Source organism: Arthrobacter sp. EM1 (assembly GCF_029964055.1).
Taxonomy (GTDB): Bacteria; Actinomycetota; Actinomycetes; order Actinomycetales; family Micrococcaceae; genus Arthrobacter.
On sequence record NZ_CP124836.1, the window covers coordinates 2590267 to 2613551 of the forward strand.

Annotated in this window: 20 protein-coding genes and 1 tRNA gene; 6 read left to right on the forward strand and 15 right to left on the reverse strand. The window is 65.5% G+C overall.

Annotated elements, in window-relative coordinates:
* The first annotated feature begins 50 nt into the window (after positions 1–50).
* The gene (locus tag QI450_RS11930) at positions 51–1112 is read left to right on the forward strand and encodes a nitronate monooxygenase (protein ID WP_226776061.1); all 1062 of its coding nucleotides are present in this window, start codon (positions 51–53) and stop codon (positions 1110–1112) included.
* A gap of 97 nt (positions 1113–1209) precedes the next feature.
* On the opposite strand, the gene QI450_RS11935 is transcribed toward QI450_RS11930, so the two are convergent.
* Positions 1210–2238, reverse strand: a complete 1029-nt coding sequence (locus QI450_RS11935) for a LysR family transcriptional regulator (RefSeq protein WP_282468017.1) — start codon at positions 2236–2238, stop codon at positions 1210–1212.
* Positions 2239–2304: 66 nt separating this feature from the next.
* Between QI450_RS11935 and QI450_RS11940 the strand changes: the two genes are divergently transcribed.
* Positions 2305–3606, forward strand: coding sequence for an MFS transporter (locus QI450_RS11940; RefSeq protein WP_226773975.1), 1302 nt, complete (start codon positions 2305–2307; stop codon positions 3604–3606).
* Here the strand turns inward: QI450_RS11940 and QI450_RS11945 are convergent.
* Complete coding sequence (locus QI450_RS11945; protein ID WP_226773976.1) at positions 3596–4759, reverse strand: PLP-dependent aspartate aminotransferase family protein; 1164 nt, start codon at positions 4757–4759, stop codon at positions 3596–3598. The genes QI450_RS11940 and QI450_RS11945 overlap by 11 nt on opposite strands.
* 133 nt (positions 4760–4892) lie before the next feature.
* Between QI450_RS11945 and QI450_RS11950 the strand changes: the two genes are divergently transcribed.
* Positions 4893–5399, forward strand: coding sequence for an Lrp/AsnC family transcriptional regulator (locus QI450_RS11950; protein ID WP_226773977.1), 507 nt, complete (start codon positions 4893–4895; stop codon positions 5397–5399).
* Between the two features lie 54 nt (positions 5400–5453).
* On the opposite strand, the gene QI450_RS11955 is transcribed toward QI450_RS11950, so the two are convergent.
* The gene (locus QI450_RS11955; protein ID WP_226773978.1) at positions 5454–6692 is read right to left on the reverse strand and encodes an MFS transporter; all 1239 of its coding nucleotides are present in this window, start codon (positions 6690–6692) and stop codon (positions 5454–5456) included.
* Between the two features lie 156 nt (positions 6693–6848).
* Here QI450_RS11955 and QI450_RS11960 point away from each other — a divergent pair, with 156 nt between their 5' ends.
* The 3 genes from QI450_RS11960 to QI450_RS11970 are packed head-to-tail and all read left to right on the forward strand — an operon-like array spanning position 6849 to position 10127.
* Positions 6849–7379 (forward strand): Lrp/AsnC family transcriptional regulator, encoded by a 531-nt coding sequence (locus tag QI450_RS11960; protein ID WP_226773979.1) that lies wholly within the window; start codon positions 6849–6851, stop codon positions 7377–7379.
* Positions 7380–7386: 7 nt separating this feature from the next.
* Positions 7387–8382, forward strand: a complete 996-nt coding sequence (gene corA, locus QI450_RS11965) for a magnesium/cobalt transporter CorA (RefSeq protein ID WP_226773980.1) — start codon at positions 7387–7389, stop codon at positions 8380–8382.
* Between the two features lie 38 nt (positions 8383–8420).
* Positions 8421–10127, forward strand: a complete 1707-nt coding sequence (locus QI450_RS11970) for an AarF/ABC1/UbiB kinase family protein (protein WP_226773981.1) — start codon at positions 8421–8423, stop codon at positions 10125–10127.
* A gap of 44 nt (positions 10128–10171) precedes the next feature.
* On the opposite strand, the gene QI450_RS11975 is transcribed toward QI450_RS11970, so the two are convergent.
* The 12 genes from QI450_RS11975 to QI450_RS12030 form a co-directional block, all read right to left on the reverse strand.
* Positions 10172–10486: a hypothetical protein gene (locus QI450_RS11975; protein WP_226773982.1), complete on the reverse strand. Its 315-nt coding sequence runs from the start codon at positions 10484–10486 to the stop codon at positions 10172–10174.
* A gap of 86 nt (positions 10487–10572) precedes the next feature.
* Entirely contained in the window at positions 10573–12165 is a 1593-nt protein-coding gene (locus QI450_RS11980; RefSeq protein WP_226773983.1) for an ABC-F family ATP-binding cassette domain-containing protein, read from the reverse strand.
* A gap of 63 nt (positions 12166–12228) precedes the next feature.
* The gene (locus QI450_RS11985) at positions 12229–13332 is read right to left on the reverse strand and encodes a class I SAM-dependent methyltransferase (protein WP_282468018.1); all 1104 of its coding nucleotides are present in this window, start codon (positions 13330–13332) and stop codon (positions 12229–12231) included.
* A 248-nt stretch (positions 13333–13580) separates the two neighbouring features.
* On the reverse strand, positions 13581–14048 hold the full coding sequence (locus QI450_RS11990) for a GatB/YqeY domain-containing protein (RefSeq protein WP_226773985.1): 468 nt from the start codon (positions 14046–14048) through the stop codon (positions 13581–13583).
* A gap of 148 nt (positions 14049–14196) precedes the next feature.
* Positions 14197–15903, reverse strand: coding sequence for a cellulase family glycosylhydrolase (locus QI450_RS11995; RefSeq protein WP_226773986.1), 1707 nt, complete (start codon positions 15901–15903; stop codon positions 14197–14199).
* 265 nt (positions 15904–16168) lie between these two features.
* Positions 16169–17074, reverse strand: a complete 906-nt coding sequence (locus QI450_RS12000; protein ID WP_226773987.1) for a glycine betaine ABC transporter substrate-binding protein — start codon at positions 17072–17074, stop codon at positions 16169–16171.
* A 101-nt stretch (positions 17075–17175) separates the two neighbouring features.
* Entirely contained in the window at positions 17176–18024 is an 849-nt protein-coding gene (locus tag QI450_RS12005) for an ABC transporter permease subunit (RefSeq protein WP_226773988.1), read from the reverse strand.
* 2 nt (positions 18025–18026) lie between these two features.
* Positions 18027–19331: a glycine betaine/L-proline ABC transporter ATP-binding protein gene (locus QI450_RS12010; RefSeq protein ID WP_226773989.1), complete on the reverse strand. Its 1305-nt coding sequence runs from the start codon at positions 19329–19331 to the stop codon at positions 18027–18029.
* 480 nt (positions 19332–19811) lie between these two features.
* Positions 19812–21524 (reverse strand): AarF/UbiB family protein, encoded by a 1713-nt coding sequence (locus QI450_RS12015; RefSeq protein ID WP_226773990.1) that lies wholly within the window; start codon positions 21522–21524, stop codon positions 19812–19814.
* Between the two features lie 5 nt (positions 21525–21529).
* Positions 21530–22084 carry a PadR family transcriptional regulator gene (locus QI450_RS12020; RefSeq protein ID WP_226773991.1) on the reverse strand — a complete coding sequence of 185 codons (555 nt, stop codon included), beginning with the start codon at positions 22082–22084 and terminating at the stop codon, positions 21530–21532.
* Positions 22085–22256: 172 nt separating this feature from the next.
* Positions 22257–22329, reverse strand: a tRNA-Ala gene (locus tag QI450_RS12025).
* Between the two features lie 46 nt (positions 22330–22375).
* Entirely contained in the window at positions 22376–23176 is an 801-nt protein-coding gene (locus tag QI450_RS12030; protein ID WP_226773992.1) for an NAD(P)H-binding protein, read from the reverse strand.
* Positions 23177–23285: the final 109 nt, after the last annotated feature.

A 23285-nucleotide genomic window follows, 5' to 3' on the forward strand; every position in this document is an offset into this window, starting at 1 on the left:
TCAGAATGAGTCACCGGACCAGACTACTGAATCACCGACAGGAGTGAGCAATGTCGCACCACATCTTCGACTCGCGCATCATCGCCGCCCCGATGGCCGGCGGAGCATCCACTCCGGACTTTGTGAAAGCGGTGCACGATGCCGGCGGCTTGGGTTTCCTGGCCGCAGGCTACAAAACCGTGGAGGCCATGCAGGCGGAGATCCGCAGCTCGCGCGCCCTCGGGGGCCGGTTCGGGATCAATGTCTTTGTGCCGGACCCCGCCCAGCTGCCACCGTCCGCAGCGTTACGCGCGCAGCTTGAGGACTATCGCGGCAGCCTGCGCGCGGATGCCCTCCGGTACGGCATTGATATCCCGCCGCTGCGGCTTGATGACAACGACCAGTGGCCGGGCAAAGTCGAGTTATTGATGGCAGATCCGGTGGAACTGGTCAGCTTTGTGTTCGGCCTGCCGGGCACCGACGTGGTGCGCGCGCTGCATCGGGCCGGCTCCGCTGTGCTTGCGACCGTCACGACGGTTTCCGAGGCGCTGGAGGCCGCAGGACAGGGCGTGGACGCACTGGTGGTGCAGCACGGCAGCGCCGGCGGCCACAGTGCGGCCTTTCAGCCGGGCGCCACGGGGCGCGGCCACAACCTCGGCGACGGCGGCGGCGGCGGCGGCGGGCCAGGCTCGACGGCGGAACTTGTCACGGCGGTGCGGGCCGCCGTCGGGATCCCGCTGGTGGCTGCCGGCGGAGTGATGGACCGGGCGGGAGTCGAGGAGGTTCTGGCCGCGGGGGCCCAGGCGGCGCAGCTGGGCACCGCGTTCCTCCGCACGGCCGAAAGCGGCGCCCGGCAGCTGCATAAGGATGCCCTCGCCAGTCCGCACTTCACCCGGACGGCGCTGACCCGGGCCTTCACCGGACGGCCGGCCCGGGCCTTGGTTAACGACTTTGTCCGGGACCATCCCGATGCCCCGGACGCTTACCCGGCTGTGCACCACCTGACCGCCCCGCTGCGCGCCGCTGCTGCCGCCGCAGGGGACGGAGAGCGGGTCAACCTCTGGGCCGGGACGGGCTGGCAACGGGCCCGGGCCGGATCCGTTGCGGAGGTAGTGGCGGAGCTGCTGGGCTGACGGCCGGAAGGGATACCGCCGGCTCGCGGCTTTCGGACGTACTCGCGGTTTCGATGCGGCGAGCCCGGATCGAACCCGCTAGCGGATGACGGCGGTTTCAGGCGCCGGAGCGCTCGCGGACGAAGCCTGCCAGGAGTGCAGGGCCTTCACTGAGCACCAGCTCCCGGAACAGGCGCACCGGGTACGGCTCGGGGCCTGCTCCCCCGCGCCGTTCCCGCCAGGCCAGGCCAATCTCCCGAAAGGCGAGGCCTGAATCCAGTGCGAGCTCCACCCAGCCAAGGTCGCCGGGCTGCGCGGCGCCCTCGGGGGCAGGGGCAGGGCCGCCGGGGGCAGGGGCAGGGCCGCCGGGCGGGAGGATGCTGACGCCGAGCCCTGCCGAGACGAGTCCCCTGGCGGTGTGGGTGTCCTGGCTCTCGAACGCGATGCGGGGCCGGAAACCAGCTTCCCGGAACAACGCGTCTGTCAGCGAGCGCATGCCATAGCCGGGACCCATCGCCACGAAGGGTTCGCCCCGGATCTCCGCCAGAGCGGCCCGACGGCGTCCCGCGAGCGGGTGCCTGTGGTGCACAACGAGCCGCAACGGTTCCCGGTACAGGGCAGCGGAGGAGATCAGCCGGCCGGGAACCGCGACAGGGGCGGTCAGCGCCAGGTCTGCCGCACCGGCAGCCAACTCCGCCAGGCAACCGGCCCGTGCCCCCTGGCTGAGGTCGAAGGCCGGCTGGGGATGCCGGACGCGGAAGGCGCTGATCAACAGCGGCAGCATTGCCTCCCCGAAGGTGTGCTGGAAGGACACCGCGATCCGGCCCCGTGCCACCTCCGACTCATGCCGGACCAGGTCCAGGCCGGACTGGAACTCGCCCAGCGCAGCCTCGATATGCGGAAGGAGCGCCCTGGCCGCGGAGGTCAGCCGCACGCCGCGGCCGTCACGGATCAGCAGTTCGGTTCCGATGATGCTGCTGGCCCTCGCGATTCCCCGGCTGACTGTCGATTGTGGCAGTCCCAGCACTTCTGCCGTCGCAGTAATGTGCTGGGTCCGTCCGAGCTCGGCCAGCAAAGGAAGCAGCGGCAGCAGCTGGGCCATCTGTTTGTGCTCCACGCCCGTCGACCAATCTTTCCATCGTTCCATATTTGCTATTGATTCTATGGGAAACATGCATTGGAGACATGCCTTTGGGGAGCCTATCCTGAGATCATGCCCCGACGCCTGCGCCGCCAACTCCCCACCGCAGGCTCCGCGGCAACACCGGGCGTCATCGGCGTGGCGGGGCCGGCCTGGCCAGGGCACGCCAGGGGATCCGCGGCCTACACGAAGATTCTTGCCGGACTGGCCTTTGCCGGCGTCGCCACCTTCGCGCAGCTGTACTCCACCCAGGCGGTCCTGCCGATGATGGCAACGGAGTTGCAGGTCACGGCGGCCGAGGCGGCACTGACGATCTCCGTAGCCACTGCGGGGCTTGCCGTGACGGTACTTCCTTGGTCGTTCCTGGCCGACCGCATCGGCCGCGTCCGTGTCATGATGTGGGGCATCTCGGCGGCGACGGTCCTGGGCCTGATGGTCCCGCTCGCCGCCAGCCTCCCGATCTTGCTGGGCCTGCGGATGCTCGAAGGAATGGCACTGGGCGGCATCCCCGCCATCGCCATTGCATACCTGCATGAGGAGGTCAACAAGGCCCACGCGGCGCTGGCGGCCGGAACATATGTCGCCGGCACCACCCTGGGCGGGCTGGCCGGCCGGCTGGTTGCCGGCTTTGTCGGCGAACTCTGGGGTTGGCGGGCCGCTGCCCTGGCCGTCTCGCTCCTCGCGGCCGCGGCGGCCGCCATGTTCCTGCTCCTGGTGCCCCGGGCCAGGGGCTTCACGGCGGCAACGGCCGGCGGCTTTCGCGGCGCGCTCCGCACTCTGGCCGGACACGCCCGGAACCCGCGCCTGATGGCCCTCTACATCCAGGCATTCCTGCTGATGGGCGGATTCGTGGCCGTCTACAACTACCTTGGCTTCCGGCTTTCCGGGGAACCCTTTGGCCTGCCGGCCACTATTGTCAGCCTGATCTTCCTGGCCTACCTTGCCGGCACTGTCTCCTCCCGCTGGGCCGGCGGACTCACCGCGCGGTTCGGGCGGCGCACTGTGCTGATCGCAGGAACGATGCTGATGGTGGCCGGCCTGGCCCTGACACTGCTTCAATTGCTGGCGCCCATCCTGGTGGGCCTGCTGCTGTTCACAGCCGGCTTTTTCGCGGCGCACAGCGTCGGCGCTGGCTGGACCGGGGTAATTGCCAGGACCGGCAGGGCCCAGGCAGCCTCGCTCTACAACCTCGCCTACTACCTCGGATCCAGCGTCATCGGCTGGGCCGGCGGACTGGTCTTCCAGTCACTTGGCTGGGCGGCCCTGGCCCTGGCCGTGATCGGGCTGGCCGGCACGACGGCGGTGATCACCGCCGTCGTGCACCCCGCCCGGCAGGCGGCCCCGGCCGCTGCTCCGGCTCCGGCTAGCGGGTAGCTTCGATGGCCTGCACGAGGTCAGCCACAACGTCGGCCGGGTCTTCCAGGCCAATCGAGACCCGCAGCAGGCTGGCATTCGGTTTAGCCTCGGCTGCAACCGGCCGGTGCGTCAGCCCAGCCGGATGCTGGATCAGGGTGTCGATGCCGCCGAGCGAAACCGCATGCGTAATCATGCCGACCGCACCGGGAATCCGTTCGGCCTGCTCAGCGCTGCCCACCTCGAACGCGATCAGCGAGCCCGGGCCCGCCATCTGGCTGCCGATCAGCCCCTGCGGATCGCACTCGGGCAGCCCAGGGTAGAAGACACGCCGAACGAGCCCGTGCCCGGCCAGGGCGACCGCAACCTTCTGCGCACTGGCTTGCTGAGCGCGCACCCGGACCGGGAGCGTGGCGAGGCCGCGGTGGAGCAGGTAGGCCGGCCACGGTGTGAGAATGCCGCCGGTGACGGCCCGGATCTGGCGCAGCCGCGTGCTCCATTCGGGAGCGGCAGCCACCACACCGCCCATCGCATCGCCATGTCCGCCGAGGAACTTGGTGGCGCTGTGCAGGACCATATCGGCACCAAGGTCGAAGGGCTGCTGAAGGATGGGGCTCGCGAAAGTGTTGTCAACCAGAAGCGGGACGCCGTCCGCCGCTGCGGCCACCCGGGCAATATCGACGAGTTCCAGGCTCGGGTTAGCCGGCGTCTCAAGGATCACCAGTCCGGTATCGGGCCGGAGCGCGGCGTGCACACCGTCCGGGGTGGCGAATGTAACGTCGTTGCCAAGCACCCCCGATGCCAGCAGATAGTCGCTCCCGCCGTACAGCGGCCGCACCGCGACCACATGCTTCTTTCCGGTCGCGACGACCGCTAGCAATACAGCACTAAGCGCGGCCATACCGGTGGCAAATGCGACCGCCTCCGGTGTCTTTTCGAGGACGGCGACGCCTTCTTCGAACCGCGCAACGGTCGGATTCCAGAGCCGCTGGTAGACGGTGCTCTGCCCTTCCAAATGAGCGCCGCCGGTGGCCATGTGTTCATAGGCGAGGCCCCCGTCGTGCACGGACGGAAGCGGCGCGGTGGTGGAAAGATCGATCGGCACAGCGTGAACGCCCAGTTCCGTGAGGCCGTTCCGGCCGGCGTGGACTGCCAGCGAGTCTTGAGAAAGCACCGTTGCTCCTTATGAATATTCACCATTGAATACCAGAAGTATCCGGCAATAATTCGGAGTTTTGTAGGGTCGGCGAATGGAAGTGCCGGAATCAGCCGCTTATGATGAACTGACAACACACCAAGGAGGACCCGTGGGCAGCAGTGCGAAGAATCTTCGGCCCGGAGCCAGCTCCGGCGAGCCGTTGGACGCCATCGACGAGCGCTTGCTCGCGGCCCTCGTGGCCGACGCCAGGATCTCCAACAAGCAGCTCGCCGAACTGGTCGGCATCGCTCCGTCCACGGCCCTGATGCGCACCAGGGCGCTAACCGAACGCGGCATCATCGAAGGCTTCGAGGCGAAGCTAAGCCTGTCCGCGATCGGCCGTTCCGTGCAGGCCCTCATTGCCGTCAGGCTCCGGGCCCACGACCGCGAGCAGATCGACCGCTTTACCGCCCGGGTCCCGAAGCTCCCTGCAGTCCTGTCCACGTTCCACACCTCGGGTTCGGTCGATTACCTGCTGCATATCGCAGTCGCCACCACTGAAGATCTGCGGGACTGGGTGCTGGACAACCTGGCCACCGACCCGGTCGTGGGCCACACCGAAACCACCCTCGTGTTCGACCACATCCAGGGAAACCTGGGCCCGCTGCCGGATTAGGACTACCGTCCGCCGCCGTCCGGTGCGGCTCTCAGGTCAGGCCCGGCGATCACGTCAGGCCGGGCGCAACGCCCCGCGCAGCGTGATCAGAGCAAGGACACCCGCTGCGATGGCGCAGAGCACAACGAAGCCCGTGACCGCAGTCTGCAGGCCAACGACCCCGGCTGCCAGCCCAAGCCCGATGACGGGAAACGCGCTGCCCAGGTAGGTAATGACGTAAACGGTGCTGATGATCTGTGCGTGGCGGGATGCCTCGACCCTTCCGGCAACATCATTGAATACTGTCCGGAAGGAGACTCCCTGTCCGATTCCGGCGGCCACGCTTGCGGTGATCAGCAGCCACGGGCTGCTCCACGCGGCAGCCGCGGCGATCAGCAGCACCGACACGGCCAGCACGCCCAGCCCGGCCGGCACCACAAAACGGCCCCGGACGGCGAGGAGTTGGCTGAGCGCGGAGGACCCGAGCGTCAGTCCCGCCAGCAGCCCGATCAGCGGCCGCGAATCGGCGTGCACAATCTGGGCGAAATAGCCAGGCGCCAAGGAGAGACAGAAGCCGAAGACGGTGAAACTGAGAAAGCCCACCGAGGACGCCAGCCAAAATGCCCCGCGCGCCTCGCTGGAGACCGATGGCCGGCGCGGCGCCAGCACCCGCAACGGCTGCGGACCCGCGATCGAGGTGATGGCCGGACGGGCCTTCAGCAGGTACAGCGGGACCAGCAGCCCTGCAAGTAGCAGCGAATGCAGGTAGTACGGAGTCGAGGTGGGCCCCGGCAGCATCGAAAGCACTCCCCCGATGGCGGGACCGGCCGCCACGCCGCCCGCCGACGCCAGCAAGGTGAACCTCGACGCCCACTCGGGACGGCTGGGCAGCAGCTCGCGCAGCGCCGCCGAACTGGCGCCGGTGGCGAGCGCCACAGCAATGCCCTGCAGCGCCCGGCCGGCACACAGCGCGAACATGCTGTCCGCCGTTGCAAACACCGAACCTCCCGCAAGGCCCACCAGCACCGAAAGCATCAGCGCTGCCCGCCGGCCGATGTGGTCGGACCAGTGGCCTGCCAGGATCAGGGTGGCCACCAGCGCCAGTACATAGGCGGAAAACGCCACAGTGATATCCAGGGCGGTGATGCCAAGCTTGGCCTGCAGCAGCGGGTAGATCGGGGTCGCTAGATTCGCGCCGACAAGCAGCGTGAAGATCACGGCGCCGGCCATCACCAGCCGGGCCGTAGTGGAGGCGTCCCAGCCCCAGCGTTCTGCCGTGGCGGGGCGCATGCGAAGCTCGCTGAAGACCGTCATATCCATGCCCTTGCGTAAAACCGGACCGCGTATTCCCTGTGATGGGGGAACGGCCAGCCCGTGATGATTTGATACATCAAGAATGGGGCATTGCTGATCGAGTCAGCCTATTTTTATGCCAAAATTGATCAAAACAGTCAAGCTGCTACCGTCAAAATGAACCGGAGTGATGATTTGAACAGCCTGGACCCCACCGACCTGAAAATCCTGCTGGCGCTGATCCGGGATCCGCGGGTACAGATTGGCGAGCTTAGTGAAACGTTGGGCATCGCGCGCAACACCGCCCAGTCCCGGGTAAGGCGCATGCAGCGTTCCGGTTTGCTGCACGACGGCGGCCGCGAAATCGACCTGGAGGCTGTGGGCTACGACGTCGTCGCATTCGTCACCATTGAGGTGAACCACCGGGAACTCGACGGTGTGGTGGGCGCACTGCGCCTGATTGCACAGGTCCTGGAAGTGCACGAGATCTCCGGACGCGGCGATGTCTGGTGCCGCGTTGTGGCCACCGACACCCACAACCTCCAGGTTGCCCTTCGCTCCATCCTTCGGGTCAAAGGCGTCATCCGGACCGAGACAGTCCTGGCCCTGCATACCCATATCCCCTACCGGACCGAGCCGCTGATTAGCCGGCTGGCCTTGGGCGGCGCGGCGGCTCCAGCAGCCCCGCGGGCGCAGAAGCCGGGATAATGGTCCCGTGACTATCATCGATAACGCCGTCTACGTTGACGGCGTCCGCAGCGTCGAGCCGCAGAGCCTCGAACAGACTTTTGACATCCTGAACCGGCAGGGCGGCATGGCGTGGGTTGGCCTCTACCGGCCGACCGAAGACGAAATGGCCGCTGTCGCCGCGGAGTTTGGACTGCATCCGCTCGCCGTAGAGGATGCAATTTCCGCCCATCAGCGACCCAAACTGGAACGTTACGATGACAACCTCTTCACTGTGCTGCGGCCCGCACGGTATCTGGACGAGACTGAAACAGTGGAGTTCGGCGAACTCCACGTATTCACTGGCAGGAACTTTGTGGTCACCATCCGGCACGCCGAGAGCGGCGGGGTGGCGCAGGTGCGGCGACAGTTGGAACAGCGTCCAGAGCTCCTCAGCCACGGCCCGGAGGCTGTCCTCTACGCCCTGATGGACCAGGTAGTGGACGATTACGTTCCCGTCGTGGCGGGACTGGAAAATGATATCGACGAGATCGAAGACCAGCTGTTCAGCGGCGATTCCACTGTTTCACGGCGGATCTACGAACTGGCCCGGGAAGTCATCCAGTTCCAGCGGGCCATCCACCCGCTGCCGGCGATGATGCAGCTGCTGCGGCGGGGATTCGAAAAATACGGCGTGGACATCGATCTCCAACACAAGCTCCGCGACGTCGAAGACCACGTGGAGCGGCTGATTTCCCGCGCTGATTCCTTTCGCGACCTGCTGCAGAACGCACTCACCCTCGATGGCACGCTGACCGCCAACCGGCAAAACGAGGCCAGCGCCGAGCAGAACGAGCAGGTAAAGAAAATTTCGTCGTGGGCGGCAATTTTCTTCGCCCCGTCATTTGTCGCGGGCGTCTACGGGATGAACTTCGTCCGGATGCCCGAACTGCAGTGGGCCTACGGCTACCCAATGGCCATCGGGCTGATGGCCGGAACCGCAGCGCTGATGTACACGATCTTCAAACGGAAGGACTGGCTGTAGCCGACCCCGCCCGGCAGGTCCGCGTGTAGTCTGGCGTCATGAGCGCGCGGCGGGACCGGTTCCGGGACATCGTGGAGATCCTGACCAAGCACGGGCTGGGCTTCGCGCTGGCACACTTCGGGCTGGACAGGTTCCGGCCCGCCGGCGGGAACGCGGGACAGGATCACCATCGGCCACCCCGGGAAGCGACCCTGCCGGTGCGCGTCCGGCTCGCCTTGGAAGACCTCGGGGCCGTGTACATCAAGTTCGGCCAGATCATCTCAACGCGAACGGACCTACTGCCTCCGGAGTACGCCACCGAACTGGCCAAACTCCAGGACGCATCCCCGCCCGTTGCTGCTGGGCAGGTCCGTGCGGTGATCGCCGAGGAACTCGGCAGCGCGGCGGACTGGCTGCTCGAATCGCTGGAGGACAATCCGCTCGCCACCGGTTCCATCGGCCAGGTCCACTGCGCCCGGATCGCGCCGGACCCGGCAGACCTTGCGAAAACTGTCCCGGGTGACACTGCCGGTGGCGGCCGGAATCTCGACGTTGTGGTCAAGGTCCGCCGGCCCGGCGTTGTGGACCAGATCAATGAGGATCTGGAGCTCGTGGCCGAGCTCGCCAAACGGGCCGAGCGGGCGTCCACGAGGGCAGCCGGACTCCATCTGGCTGCCCTCGTCGACGAGTTCTCCCAGACCCTGCGCGCAGAACTGGACTACCTGCAGGAAGCCAGGAACGCTGAGCACTTCGCCGCAAATTTCGCCGCCGACAACCGGGTCCATATTCCCAAGGTCTTCTGGGACACGACCACATCCCGGATCCTCACGCTGGAGCGTATCCGCGGCATCAAAGTCAACGACGCCGCCGCGTTGCAGGCTGCGGGAATCAACACCGGCATGCTCGCCCACGAGGCGTGCAGCATCTTGCTGAAGATGGTTTTCGAGGACGGCTTCTTCCACGCCGACCCGCATCCCGGGAACTTCTTTGTGGAACCGGACGGGCGCCTGGGCATCATTGACTTCGGCATGGTAGGCCGAATCAGCGACGGCACCCGCGAACACCTGGTCCGGATGCTCCTGGCCGTCGTGGAACAGGACGCCGCCCGGCTGACCACGGCCCTGGTCCGCCTGTGTGCGGCTCAGGCAAACGATGGCTTGGCCGAACTGCAAGCGGACCTGGGCCGGCTTGTGGACCGTTACGCCGGCCGGCCGCTGGCCGAGATTGCGATCGTGGCAGTCCTTTCGGAGCTGGCGGGCCTGTTGCGCAAATACCGGCTGCGGTTGCCGCGGGAGATGGCCCTGCTGCTGAAGATGCTGGTCATGGCGGACGGGCTGGGCAAACAGCTGGACCCCCGATTCGAGCTGACCACCCAGCTGGGCCCTTACACGCAGAAGATTATCCTCGGCTCGCTGTCACCGGAAGCCCTCACGGAGCGACTGGCGAAGCTCGGCCGGGAGGCCCTGCGCTTCGGGGCAGATGCGCCGGAAATCCTGCGCCGAATGGTCGAGGTCCTCGAGCGCGGTGGCATCGACATTCATTTCCGCGCCGATGAACTGGACCGGCTCATGGACAAGGCGGAGAAAACCGGGAACCGGATTGTCGCCGGGCTTATCACCGCAGCCCTGATCAACGCCGTCGGGGAGCTGGTGTCAGTCCAGCCGGACCGCTGGCGGAACTGGCCGAAAACACTCTTCGCCGCCGGTATCGGCGGCGTCGGCGCGCTGGGCGCCTACCTCGCCGTAACCGCCCGGCACCGGAAATAGCGGCCCCGCCGGAGTCGCCGTCAGCGGCGTCGCCGGAGTCACCGTCAGCGGCGTCGCCGTGCCTGTGCGAGCAGCCGGCTGAATGCCAGGATGAACACGGCCTCGATGAGCACCATCAGCCCGAGCAGGAGCCACTGGCCTTGGCTGCTGAAGGCGACGGCGCCAACCACCACCAGGATGGTGCCGAGCGTCAAGGCATAAACGGCGAAGCCGACGGCCACTTTCGCACTGCGCACGCCCGTGCGGAAACCGAACCCGACGGGTTCACCGCCGGGGTAGCCGCGCACCCGGTCGGGCTGCGCCGGAGTGAGCTTGTCGAACTCATCCCACGGGTCCCGGTCCGGATCTTGCGTAGCCATGGTTCGATTATCCCGCTTCAGGGCCACCAGCGCAGTCCCGGGGCGTTTAAACCGCCGGCAAGGTGGATGCCCCGGTGGACGAACACCTAGGCGACACGGACATCGATTTCACCGGGGGCTGCGCCGTCGGCGCCGAACACCACGTGGCGGTTGGCGATTTTCTCGCTGAAGAAACGGTCGTGGCTGACCACCACCACGGCACCGGGAAAGTGCATCAGCGCGCGTTCCATGACCTGGGTGCTGGACATGTCCAGATGGTTGGTCGGCTCATCCAGCAGCAGGACCGAGGCGCCGGAGAGGAGGCACTGCGCCATGGCGACGCGCGCCTTCTGCCCGCCGGACAGGTTCCCGATCTTCTGCTTGAGGTCGGCCTCGGAGAACTGGAACATCGCCAGGAACCGGTTAACGGACTTCTTCGTGGCGCTAAAGGCCAGGCTGTCAGGCAGCGCATTGACCGCGTGCGACACCGTATCGGCGTCGTCGAGGTCCTCAAGCATCTGGTTGTAGGAGACAAAACCCGGCCCCTTGGCCCAGGCCACCGCACCGGAATCGGCTTGCTCTTCGCCGGTCAGCACCTTCAGCAGCGTGGACTTGCCAGTGCCGTTGGAGCCAAGGATCACAATCCGGTTCCCCCGCCGGATCTCGAAGCTCAAATTCTCGAACAGCAGCTTGTCCCCATAGGCCTTGCCCAGCCCCTCCACCCGGCAGAGGACGTCCTTGACGTGCAGGCCGCCGTAGATCTCCGTGACGATCTGGTCGACGGGACGCGGTGTGCGGGACTTCTTAATCTTGGCCAACTGGTTCCCCAGCCCGCGGCCGGCCGCTTTGGCGGCTTCGCGCCGGTCGGCAATCCCCTCGGCTTCAAAGGCCAGCAGTTCAGATTCGTGCACAAACTGCTGCTCGAGGGTTTTGAGTCGAAACTGTTTTTGCACCACGTATTCGCCGAAGTTGCCCGGGTATTCGTGCAGGTGGAAGTTCTCAACCTCGATGATCCGCGTGACCACGGCGTCCAGGAATTTCCGGTCGTGCGAGACGATGATTGCGGCGCCCTTGAAGTCCCGGAACCAGCTTTCGAGCCACTCGACACCGGCGACGTCCAGGAAGTTGGTGGGCTCATCGAGCAGGAGCACGTCGGGGCCTTCGAGCAGGATCTTGGCCAGCGCCGCACGGTTGCGCCAGCCTCCGGAGAGTTCGTCGATCGCGCAGCGGCGGTGGGCCTCGTCAAAGCCCAGGGTGGTCAGAACGGTATCGATGCGCCGCGGGTAGTCCCAGCCGTTGAGCCGTTCCATGTCCTCGAAGAGCTCAGCCTGCCTGCTGATCAGCCGGTCCAGTTCGCTCTCGGCGGGACCATCGGCGATGGCGGAATCGATGGCGGCCAGTTCCGCCTCGACCGTCTTGATGTCGGAAAACAGCGCATCGAGTACTTCCAGGATGGTCGCTTCACCGTTGAGTTCCGAGAACTGGGAGAAGTAGCCCACTTTGGTATCCAGCTCCAGGGCGACGGTGCCCGTGTCAGGTGTGACCTGGTCGAGGATGAGCTTGAGGATGGTGGTCTTGCCGGAGCCGTTCTTCCCGATCAGGCCCACCCGGTCCCCGGCTTCAAGGCGGAAGAACACCTCGCGAAGGATCTGGGTGTTCTCGAAGCGCACACTGACATCTTGCAGCCGGATCAGGCTCATGGGTTGTTTTCTTTCTTGGTGATGGGTTCGGAACAGCAATTGTGCGTCTGGCGCGGCGCAGCACTAACGGATTGCGAGCCGCCATAGGGAGGTGACCTCGGCTGCGCGGGCGGCGAACAGCGGATCGTTGCGGTCTGATGCCTTGGGGTGGGTTGGCCTGGTGTCGAGCCGTTCCAGTACTTTCAGGCCGGCCGCCTCGATGGCGTCAATCAGTTCCTTACGGGACCGCAGCCCCAGGTGTTCCGCCAGGTCCGACAGGACGAGCCAGCCTTCGCCGCCTGGTTCCAGGTGGTCGGGAAGTTCGTTCAGGAAACGGAACAACATCCGGCTGCCGGGGTCGTAGACGGCGTTGTCGAGGGACGAATGCGGCGTCGCCGGAATCCAGGGCGGATTGCACACGATCAGTGGTGCGCGCCCGGGCGGGAACATATCGGTCAGGACCGCCTCGGCACGGTCCTCGACCCCCAGACTCCGGAAGTTTTCGCGGGCACACGCAACCGCGCGGTGTTCATTGTCGGTTGCCAGCACACGCTGGACGCCGCGCCGGGCGAGGACGGCTGCCAGTACCCCGGTGCCGGTGCCGACGTCGAACGCCAGCGTGTGCGATGGCAGCGCGGCCGCGGCCACCAGGTCCACGTACTCACTGCGGGTCGGGAAAAACGTGCCGTAGTGCGGATGGATGCGGCCCTGCAGGGCGTCCACGTGGACACCGTTCCGCCGCCACTCGTGCGCTCCGATAGCGCCGACCAGCTCATGGAGCGACACCACCGACGGTTCGCTGATGGTCCCGTATGCCGCCTCGGCGGCCGCGCGGATGTCCGGGGCGCGCCGTAGCGGCACCACCGGGCCCGGATCAAGCGGAATCAGCAACAAGCCGAGAATGCGTGCGCGGTGCGACCGGGACTGCCTGTGGCGGTAGAACTCATCGGCAGGTGCGGCAGCGGCCTTCTTTTTCCCGGCCCCGAGCCGCCGGTCCAGGGCGTTGAGGATTTGACGCGCATTGTGGAAGTCACCGTGCCAGAGCATCGCGATGCCCTGGGACGCCATCCGGTTCGCGTCATCGGCTGTCAGGGAATCGGTGACCACCTCGATACGCGACGGCGCCGGCCTGCCGTTCGCTGAGCGCCAGCGGGCGGTCTTGCCCTGGCCGGCCTCGGCCCACGTCACGACGGCAGGATCATCCGGTGCCGGTGCCCGAGGGGGCTTGCGGGCCAGCGTTAGGGGTGCCGGCGGGCGGCCAGGAACGGCGGTAGTAATAAGAGTTCCAATCCCAGAGTCCGAGGGGCGGATCGGAGACTGACGTTTGCGGCGGAAGCCCGCGGGACCGCCATGCGGGGCACCCTCTCAGGATACAGGGGGCCGCTGGGGGCTCACTCCGGGCGAGCTCACCGCAGGCCCGGTCATCCGCTTGTTATTCACTGCGTGATGCGGCTGCGCACAATCTCGCTGACGGCCCTGCCGTCGAAACGTCCGGCGACCTTCGCCGTCACTGGCTTCATCACGGCACCCAGCTGGCGGATGGTCAGTTCACTGCCGTCAGCCGTGAGGGAAGCGACGACCTCATCGACAATTGCTTCCACTTCGGCCTTGCTCAGGGCTTGCGGCAGGTATGCCTCGATGATTTCGGCTTCTGCGATTTCGGCGGCGGCCCGCTCCGACTCCCCCGCTTCGATGTAAATACGGGCCGTGTCGCGGCGTTTGGCGGCTTCCTTCTGCAGCAGGGATGTCACCTGGGCATCGTCCAACACGATAGGGGTCTTACCGGACTTTTCGCGTGTTTCGATTTCACCCAGGACGTTGCGCACCGTGGTGAGTGCAACCTTGTTGCGGTCCTTCATGTGGCCGACGACGTCGGCATGCAGGCGTTCCTTCAGGGTGGTCATGGTTCTCCTCGTCTTATCGAACAGGATATCGGCATACCGGACCAGGGCAGTGACCCGGGCCGGCTGCCGCACCCGTTCCGGGCCGCAAGGGTGGGTCCGCAAGGGGCAGCGGGAGGGTCCGGCAGCGCCGCGACGCTCCCGCTCGCAGCTATTTAAGCGTAAGCACCGGGTTGACCGGGGCTTTTAAGGAGTCCAGCTGAACCCCTGCAGTGCGCTTCAGACCGGGCAGAATGGAAGTGGCCCAATCGGATCCCGTGCAGCTAACCGACGCCTTGGGGACGATGGTGCATTTTACGCCCCATGAGTTGACCACCTTGGTGACATTGGGGTCTTTCCAGGACACCGACCAGCTGGGCGCTATCCGGAGGCCTGTGGCTTCCAGGCTGGCAACGTACCCGCCGTTCCATGAGCTGGTGGCCTTCCATGTTGCGGTGATGGCAGGGGCACCGGACGGGGATGCTGTCGGGGTCGGCGTCGCTGACGGGGACGGTGTCGGCGTCGCGGTCGGCTTCGGCGTTGCCGACGGCGTCACGGTCGGCGTCGCCGACGGCGTCACGGTCGGCTTCGGCGTCGCTGACGGCGTCGCGGTCGGCTTCGGCGTTGCCGACGGGGACGGTGACGCCGTCGGGATGTTAATAACCGGCGTTCCGGTCAGAATCGGCGCGAGGGCAGCGAGCTTAGCGGTCTCCGGGGTGCGCCAGTCCGTTTTGACGAGGCCGCCGGTGATCCCGGAGTTCGGGTTGAAGGACCAGTAGGCGTAGCTCATCTTGTTGGCGGCCAGGTAGGAGACGATCGAGCTCATCCACTGTTTGTCCGATTCTGTTGCCAGGGCAGAGCCGAATTCACCGAGCAAAACCGGGGCGATGCCCTGTTTCTGGATGTAGCCCCAGTTCTTGTCCCAGACGGCCGGCAGGTTGTTCGGGTAGTTCGCGTCGCTGAACCACTTCTGCGCGTAGAGAGATGCCGGATAGTCGTGCGGGGAGTAGACCACGCGGTTGGGCGTGTTAAGGACTACCGGCTTGGCGCCGACGTCGGAAAGTCCACCGCCCCACCAGGTCGCTGACCCGTCGCCCTGGTTTTCGATGCCTTCAACGATGATCAGCAGCTTCGGGTTTGACGCCAGGACGGCGTTCCCGCCCCGGGTGGCCGCCGCCTGCCAGTCGGTGGCGGCCGAACCGCGGCCCCAGGTGGCCGCACCGTACGGCTCATTATGCAGGTCGGCCCCGATTACGGTGGGATCGTTTTTGTACCGGTCGGCGAGCATCTTCCAGTCGGAGATCCACTTCGTCTCCGGGACGGCAGCCGTGTACCACAGGGGTGACTGGTCGGCGCTGCTTGGTCGATGCCGGTCCAGGATGATCTGCAGCCCGTTAGCCTTGGCTCGGGCGATGACCGTGTCCATCACGTCCAGGGGCCGTTTGCCTTCGAGGTTGTAGGCGCGGTTCGCCCAGTAGTTCACGTTTCCTTTGACCGCCGTCGCGGCCAGGCACTCGTTCGAGAACGGCAGCCGGACGGTGTTGAAGCCCATGGACTTGATGTTGGCCAGTGCCTCATCAATCGTCAGCGTCCCCCACAGTCCGTGCGGGACGCAGTCGGGGGTCTCCAGCCCGAACCAGGAGGTGGCTTTGATAACGAACGGCGAGTTGTTCGAGTCTTGGATGGTGCCCCCAGCGGTGTGCAACCAACCGGTGGCGACCGGCGTCGTATCCACCACGCGTTCGGCGGCCAGCGTCGCGGGTCCGGCGCAGCCGGATACCGTGAGCAACCCGGCCAGCGCCGCGGCCGCTGCAGCCACAAGCTTCGTGCCGCGGCGCGGACGGGCAGAACCCGCGCCGCGGGGGTGATTGTTCGTCAAAATTACTCCGTATCCGGGGCCTGTGGCCCGTTCCAGGACATACCCTGGCGGGTGCCGAATCCTACCTTGGCACAAGAACCGGAGGACTGGTGCAATGGCACCGCACATTTCGGTGCAAAAACCGCATTTTCGCGGCAATCCACGGCAGCCTTCCAGCAGGGCAGCCGGTTAACGGAGGCGGTTCCCGGGCCAACCGTGCCCGGAAACCGCCGTGCGGCGCCGTGACCGGCACCGTTCTCTCCGCCAGTGCCCGCCTACCGAGGAATTAATCGGTCAGCGAAGCAACATAGTCTTTGTTCTCGGTCATCCACTTTTTGACGGCGGGACCGTAATCATCAGTCTTTTCTCCATTGAACATGGCGTTCTCAAGGGAGTACAGCTTCTCCGAGTCCATCTTGAAGCCCTTCAGCCATCCGGCCAGGGCCGGGAAATCCTTATCGAAGGACTTACTGGCGAAGCTGTGAATGCCTTCAGCTGCGCCCAGGGCGCCCTTGGGATCGGCGAGATCCTTCAGCGGGAAGGCGTCATAGGCCCAGTGCGGGCGCCACAGTGTGACCGCGATGTTTTCGCCCTTACTGGTGGCCGTCTTGAGTTCGGACAGCATGGCCGGCGTGGAGGACGTCAGGTACTCCATGTCCTGCAGACCGTATTCCGGGATGACCTTGTCCGTAGTGGCTTCCGTCAGTCCGGCGCCCGGTTCGATCCCGACGAGCCGGCCACCGAACTTGTCTGCGTTGGCGGCAAGCTCATCCAGGGAATCCACGGGGGCGTCCTTGTTCACCGCAATGGTCAGCTTTGCTTCGTCATTCCACGAGCCAAGGTCAACCATGTCAGCGCCGTATTTTTCGATATAGCTCTTGTGCGTAACAGGCAGCCAAGTGTCCAGGGTGACGTCGTAGTCGCCCGTTGACAAACCTGAGTAGACCGGTGCCGGCGCCGCATATTCGAGCGACACGTTGTAGCCCTTCTCCTCCAGCGCGGCTTTCCAGAGTTCAGAGGCGGCAATGCCTTCATCCCAGCCGTTGAAAACAGCGATTTTGACATCTTTTTTGTCGCCGTTGCCGGGACCACTGCTGGCGGTGTCTGCGCTGCCTCCGGTGCCGCAGCCCGAGAGAGTCAGCAGTGCTGCAGCGCCAAAGGCTGTCAGGTGCATAAGTGGTGAAGATTTCATGTGTTTCCTTTCGATCCCGCGCCGAAGCGCGGCCCAGTCCCGGGTGCGAGTGAATGCCTCCGGGAGTCTTTCGGTAGGTGGGCTGAACTGCCTCCCGGCATTCAGTTGGTGGTGGCTTCGGCCCGGCGGCCCAGGCTGGCTGTCACCCGGTCCAGGAAGATGGCCAGAATGACCACCGAGATCCCGGCTTCGAAGCCAAGCGCGGCGTCAATCCGGCTGAGGCTTTTGACCACATCGCCGCCCAGTCCGCCTGCGCCGACCATCCCGGCGATGACCACCATCGACAGGGAGAGCATGATGACCTGATTGATGCCGGCCATAATCGTCGGTGTCGCCAGCGGAAGCTGGATCTGGGTAAGGATCCGCCGGGGGCTGGCGCCAAAGGCGTGTCCCGCTTCCACAACTTCGCGGTCAACTCCGCGGATGCCGAGCTCGGTGAACCGTACGCCTGGTGCCATCGCGAAGATGATGGTGGCCACGATGCCGGGCACGACGCCGACCCGGAACAGCAGCAGCGCCGGGATCAGGTAGACGAAGGCCGGCATCGTCTGCATAAAGTCCAGGACCGGCTTCACCACTGATGAGGCGCCCGAGGACCTTGCGGTCAGGATGCCCAGCGGCACGCTGATCACGATTGCCAAGGCGCTGGCCACCAGCACAAGCGCCAGCGAGTCCATCGCGTTTTCCCATTGCCCTACCCCGTAGATGAGGAGGAATCCGAGCAGGGACCCCAGTGCGAGTTTGAAGCCCCGCGCGAAAAATGCCAGCGCGCACAGGACAACGATGACGGTCCAGAACGGCGGGGTGCTCAGCAGCCAGCTGACACCGTCAAAGAGTGCCAGAAAGATTGATCGGAGCACGGTAAAGAATCCGCCGAAAGTTGCGATGATCCATTCGAGGGCGCTGTCCACCCAGGCGCCTAGGGGAATTCTGAAAAGGATGGAGTCCATGGCTACTTTTCGCCTCCGAAGGTTGCTGCGGTTTCGGCCGAGGTCGATTGGAGCGCGGCTGTAATGATTTGCTCGGGAATCGGTGCGGGGGTGCTCTCCACCACCGGGATGCCCGTCGTGGTGGACGGCACGTTGCCCAAGGCGGCCAGCAGCGTCACCCGCGGGATCGCCCCGACCAGCCGACCGGCGTCGTCGACCACGGCGAGCGGAATCGGGCTCTCCACGGCCAGGCCGAACAAGTCCGCGAGGGCAGTGTCCGGAGAAACGAAGTCGGCGGCGTTTCGAATCACCGTTGACAGTTCCGGGCTGCGGGCTTCAACGAGCTGCATTACATCGCGGTCCCGCACGATGCCGTGAAAATTGCGCCTCTTATCGACGACGAACGCGGCGGAGGTCTGCAGATCCCGCATGGCGCGCAAGGCATTGCGGGGTCCGCCGGTGAGATTTACGACTGCCCGGGCGGGTTCCATCACCGAGCCTGCAGTCAGCACACGGGTGCGGTCGACATCTTTGACGAAGTGGGCCACGTAGTCGTTGGCAGGTTGGGTCAGGATATCGTCGGGGGTCCCGATCTGAACGATTTCCCCGTCGCGCATAACGGCGATCCGGTCGCCGAGGAACATAGCCTCGTTGAGGTCGTGGGTGATGAAGACAATGGTCTTACCCAGATCGGCCTGGAGGGTCAGGAGCTGCTCTTGCATTTCCCTGCGGATCAGCGGATCAAGCGCGGAGAAAGCTTCGTCCATCAGCAAGATCTCGGTTTCTGCACACAAGGCCCGAGCGAGTCCCACGCGCTGCTGCATGCCGCCGGAGAGTTGGGACGGATACTTGTCCTCCCAGCCGGCGAGGCCGACCAGTGCCAGGATCTTTTTTGCCTTGGCCAGGCGGGCATCCTTGGCAACGCCCTGTACTTCCAGGCCGTAGGCCGCGTTCTCGATGATGGTGCGGTGCGGCATCAGGGCGAAATGCTGGAAAACCATGGAGATTTTCCGTTGCCGTACCTGGCGAAGGGCCGCGCCGGCGAGCTGGGATATGTCCGTGCCGTCGACAACAACGGAGCCAGCGGAGGCGGGCAACAGCCCGTTCAGCATGCGGATCAGCGTGGATTTGCCGGAGCCCGAAAGGCCCATCACCACAAAGATCTCACCGGCCCTGACCTCAAAAGAGGCGTCCACGACAGCAGCGGTTCCAAGGGAGGCCACCTGGTCGCGGGTCTGTCCGGCTTTCAGCCGCCGCACGGCTTCGAGGGGCTTCTTGCCAAAAACCTTAAAGACGTTCTTGACGCTTACTGCAATATTTTCGCTCACTGTTGGCCTGTCTACGCGACAGCTCCCGGCCCTAGCCTGGCACTGTCGTGTGTGAATGCTTCGTTAACGGTGGGTCTGGTCGAATGCGGCAAGCAAACCAACGGCGTGTGCCGCGTTTCGCGGCTCGTTCCTGCTGGGCAGGTCGTGGGTTGTGCTCCCGGGGACCGGCAGCTCACTGGCGAGTTGCCTTCGCTGCAGCCGGACTGGCGTCCCGTCCGGCTCCTGCGCATCTGTTTCGACTCATTCACACTAACAACGGCGCGTTCGCTAAGGGCGTAAAGGTGAGGTTTGGGGGCCTCGTGCGCAGGGTTTCGTCAGGCCTCGGCCCCGCCGCAGCGGGGCGAGAGCAGAGTTATGGCATTGTGACTCGAAACCCTCGTCGTGGAGCGATTTGCGTCCCGCAGCGCGCTGGGAGCCCCTATGCAGCGCCGGAATCAGCGCTGATCCGCACCCCCGGCCTATAGCCGGGTGCCGGTCAGCTCAGAGGCCGCTGCGCCCCGCCCACAATCCGTGCAGCAGCGGAAGCACCGAAGCGGCCAGGAGTACATTGCCGAGCACCGTGTCGTCCGCGCGGAGCACGGAACCGGCCATGAGCAGGGCACCGAATATCAACACCGAAGCGATCCGCTGCGCCGAGCGGTTTAGCCGTTTTACCTGTTGCTCCAGGCGCGGATTGGCAACCGCCAGTGAACCGTCTTCCAGCCGGGTCAGGAGCCCGTCCAGGCGTTTCGGCAGGCGCAGGGCCAACCCGGCGGTGTCGAACGCCTGCTGGGCCACATCCTGCACAATGTTGCCGCGCTCGTCGCGCAACAGCTGGCCCGCATAGGGTTCCACCGTGTCCCACAAATTGAAGCGGGCGTCCAGCGTGCTGCACACCCCCGACGTCAGGGACATCGCCCGGATGATTAGCAGGAAATTCTCCGGCAACTGAAACGGCAAGGAGCGGACGACGTCGCCGAACTCGACCGCAAAATCACGGAACTCCCGCGGGTCCACCTCGCGGAGTTCGGCGAAGCCCATCCCGCCGAACCGGGCAAAGAGGTGAATCATCGCCCGCTCAAGTTCGACCGTATCGGCGCTGGGTACCAGCACACCCACGTCGCGGATTGCAGTCACCAACCCCTGGCCGTCACGTGAAGCGGCCGCGATGAGCAGCTTCCGCAGGCCACCGCGGGTACTCGCCGTCACCTCACCCATCATCCCGAAGTCGATGAAAGTCAACGTCCACGGGCGCTCTGTTGCGGGGTCCGTAGCCGGAGTAACAAAAATGTTGCCCGGATGCGGGTCGGCGTGAAAAAAGCCGTTCGTGAACATCTGGTCAAACATCACCGACGCGAACACCGGGGCAACCTGTGCCGGGTCGATGCCCGCCGCAACGAGCGCTTCGGAGTCGGTGATCTTGATCGCCGTGACATCTTCCAGGGTCAGCGCCCGTCGGGTGCTGCGCTCCCAGACGACCTCCGGCACACTCACCCGGGGATCGTCGGCGAAGTCAGCCGCGAAGCGCGCTGAGTTCGCGGCCTCGTGCAGGTAGTCGATTTCTTCCAGGCTGGTCTGCGCGAACTCCTCGACCAGGGCCGGCATGTCGGCACGATCGGAGACCAGGCGCACGTGACTGAGCCAGCCGCCTACTTTTCGCAATGCCGCCAGATCGACGTCGACAATCGCGTCGATGCCGGGACGCTGCACTTTAAGCACCACGCTGTCCAACCCGGTGTCGGCGGCATCGCCCGGAAGAAGCCTCGCCCGGTGCGCCTGGCCGAGGGACGCCGCGGCGATCGGCGTCTCCTCGATCGAGGCGAACACCAGCTCCAGGGGTGCGCCGAACTCCTCCTCTGCAAGGGTTCGGATCGCGGCGAACGAAACCGGAGGCACCTCGTCCTGCAGTCCCTCCAGCTCCTTGGTGATCTCCGGCGGGAGCACATCCAGCCTGGAGGACAGGAACTGACCAACCTTGATCATCAGGCCGCCAAGGTCCACCGCGAGCACATGGAAACGCTGCGCGAAGCGCCGCATCCTCCTTGTTCTGGTCCGCTCGGCAATCCTGGCCAGCCCGAGGCGCGGCAGGAACAGCTCGAACCACCAGGTCACCGTAAGATGCCACGCGGCAAAGCGCAGGATGCGACGGTAGCGGGCCCGGATGTCCCCGGCGCCTGGTCCCGCATCGGCCCGGGTTCGGCGAACCGACGCCACTCCCCTCAGTCCTGGGCGAGGATCGAGTAGAGCCGGCGACGTGCCTCGTCGAGCACCCGCACGGCCTCCTGCACCTGCGCCGGCGAGCCGGTGCGCCCCACCTGGGTCGCAGCCTGCGCTAGCTCGATGCCGGCCTTGGGCAGCGCTCCGAAACCGGGGCCTGATGCCGGGCCCGACGCCGGAGCTGTTGACTCCCAGGGCGTTGACGCGCCGGCACCGGCCACATCCTCCCGGCCTGCTTCGGTCAGCGAGTAGATCTTGCGTCCGTTGGATTCCTCGGCCTTAATGAACCCCTCGTCGGCCAGCAGCTGCAGCGTCGGGTAAACCGAGCCGGCGCTTGGCTTCCAGCTACCGCCGCTGCGCTCCTCGATTTCACGGATGATCTGGTAGCCGTGCATGGGCCGTTCAGCGAGCAGCGACAGCACGGCTGAGCGCACTTCGCCACGGCCCGCGCGGGTGCCGGAGCGTTTCTCAAACCGTGAACGCAACTCCTCAACGGCCTCCCACATGCCGTCAATGTTGTTGCCGCGAAATCCGCCTGCCGGGTATGAATTGCGCATTATGCTCTCCTTGAGTCAATCGCGAACGATATACAACGATAGTCAACGATACATCTCGGTGACCGTCGGAACCAAGGGCTCGTGCGGCTGGCGGAGCCGGTGCCGACCAATAGCCGGGGCAAGGAAAAAGCCCTCCAACCGAACGTTTCCGCAGCTTGGAGGGCTTTTGTTGTGGAGCTAAGGAGATTCGAACTCCTGACCTCTTCGATGCGAACGAAGCGCTCTACCAACTGAGCTATAGCCCCGAAGCAACGCCGGTCCAGATGGAACGGCGTTGCCGGTGTCCCTAGGCTACAAACTATCTGGCTTCTTTGCCAACCAGCCACTAAAAGTTTCACCGGCGCGGCGCTGTTCCGGCACCACATTCAGGCCTGCGCGCAGGTATTCGCCCAGTGCCCCAGGCAACGGGAGACGGATCAAAAGTCCACGCGACCCCGTAGCCGCCTTCCATTGCCGGGCGAAGTCCCGCATGTCCTGGATTTCCGGGCCCCCAATGGTCCTGAGACTGTGCCGATTGCCTGCCGAAGGTTCAAGCGCCGCCTCGAGCAGGGCAGCCGCGGCGTCGGCGGGCGCAATGGGCTGGAACCTAACGCCGTCGACGACCGGGATGACGCGCAGCTTCGAGCCCGCCGCGAAGATCGTCGCGAGGAAGGAATGGAACTGTGTCACCCGGACCGTGACGCTATCGATCCCGGCCCGCGCGTAGACCTGTTCTTTGGCTGCCTTCGAGGCGTAGTACGCGAAGGCGCTGCGGTCACAATTGACGATCGAGAGCAGCACAGCCCTCGCCACACCGGCGTCCTGGGCAGCCGCAAGCAGGCGTGCGCCGCCGTCGGCGAAGTGCGCCAAGGCATTGCCTGCGCGCCCCTCCAGACAATCGATCACAACGTCCGCGCCGGCCAGCGCTGCCGCCAGTCCCGCCCCGGTGGCGACGTCCGCCGGAAAGTATTCCGCGCCGCTGGTCCGGACGTTGGGGCCGGGCTCAGGCGGGTTCCGACTGAGGAACGTCACCACGTGTCCGCGGGCGACAGCTTGGTGCACCACTTCCCGGCCCACCTGGCCGGTTCCGCCGGCTACACAAATTCTTGTCATGCCCTGAGGCTACCGGGCGGCGCCCGGTTCCCGGCCGTTTTGGATCTGCCGGTTCCGGCCGTTTTGGACCTGCCGGTTCCGGCCGTTCCGGCCGGACGCGCCGGGACAA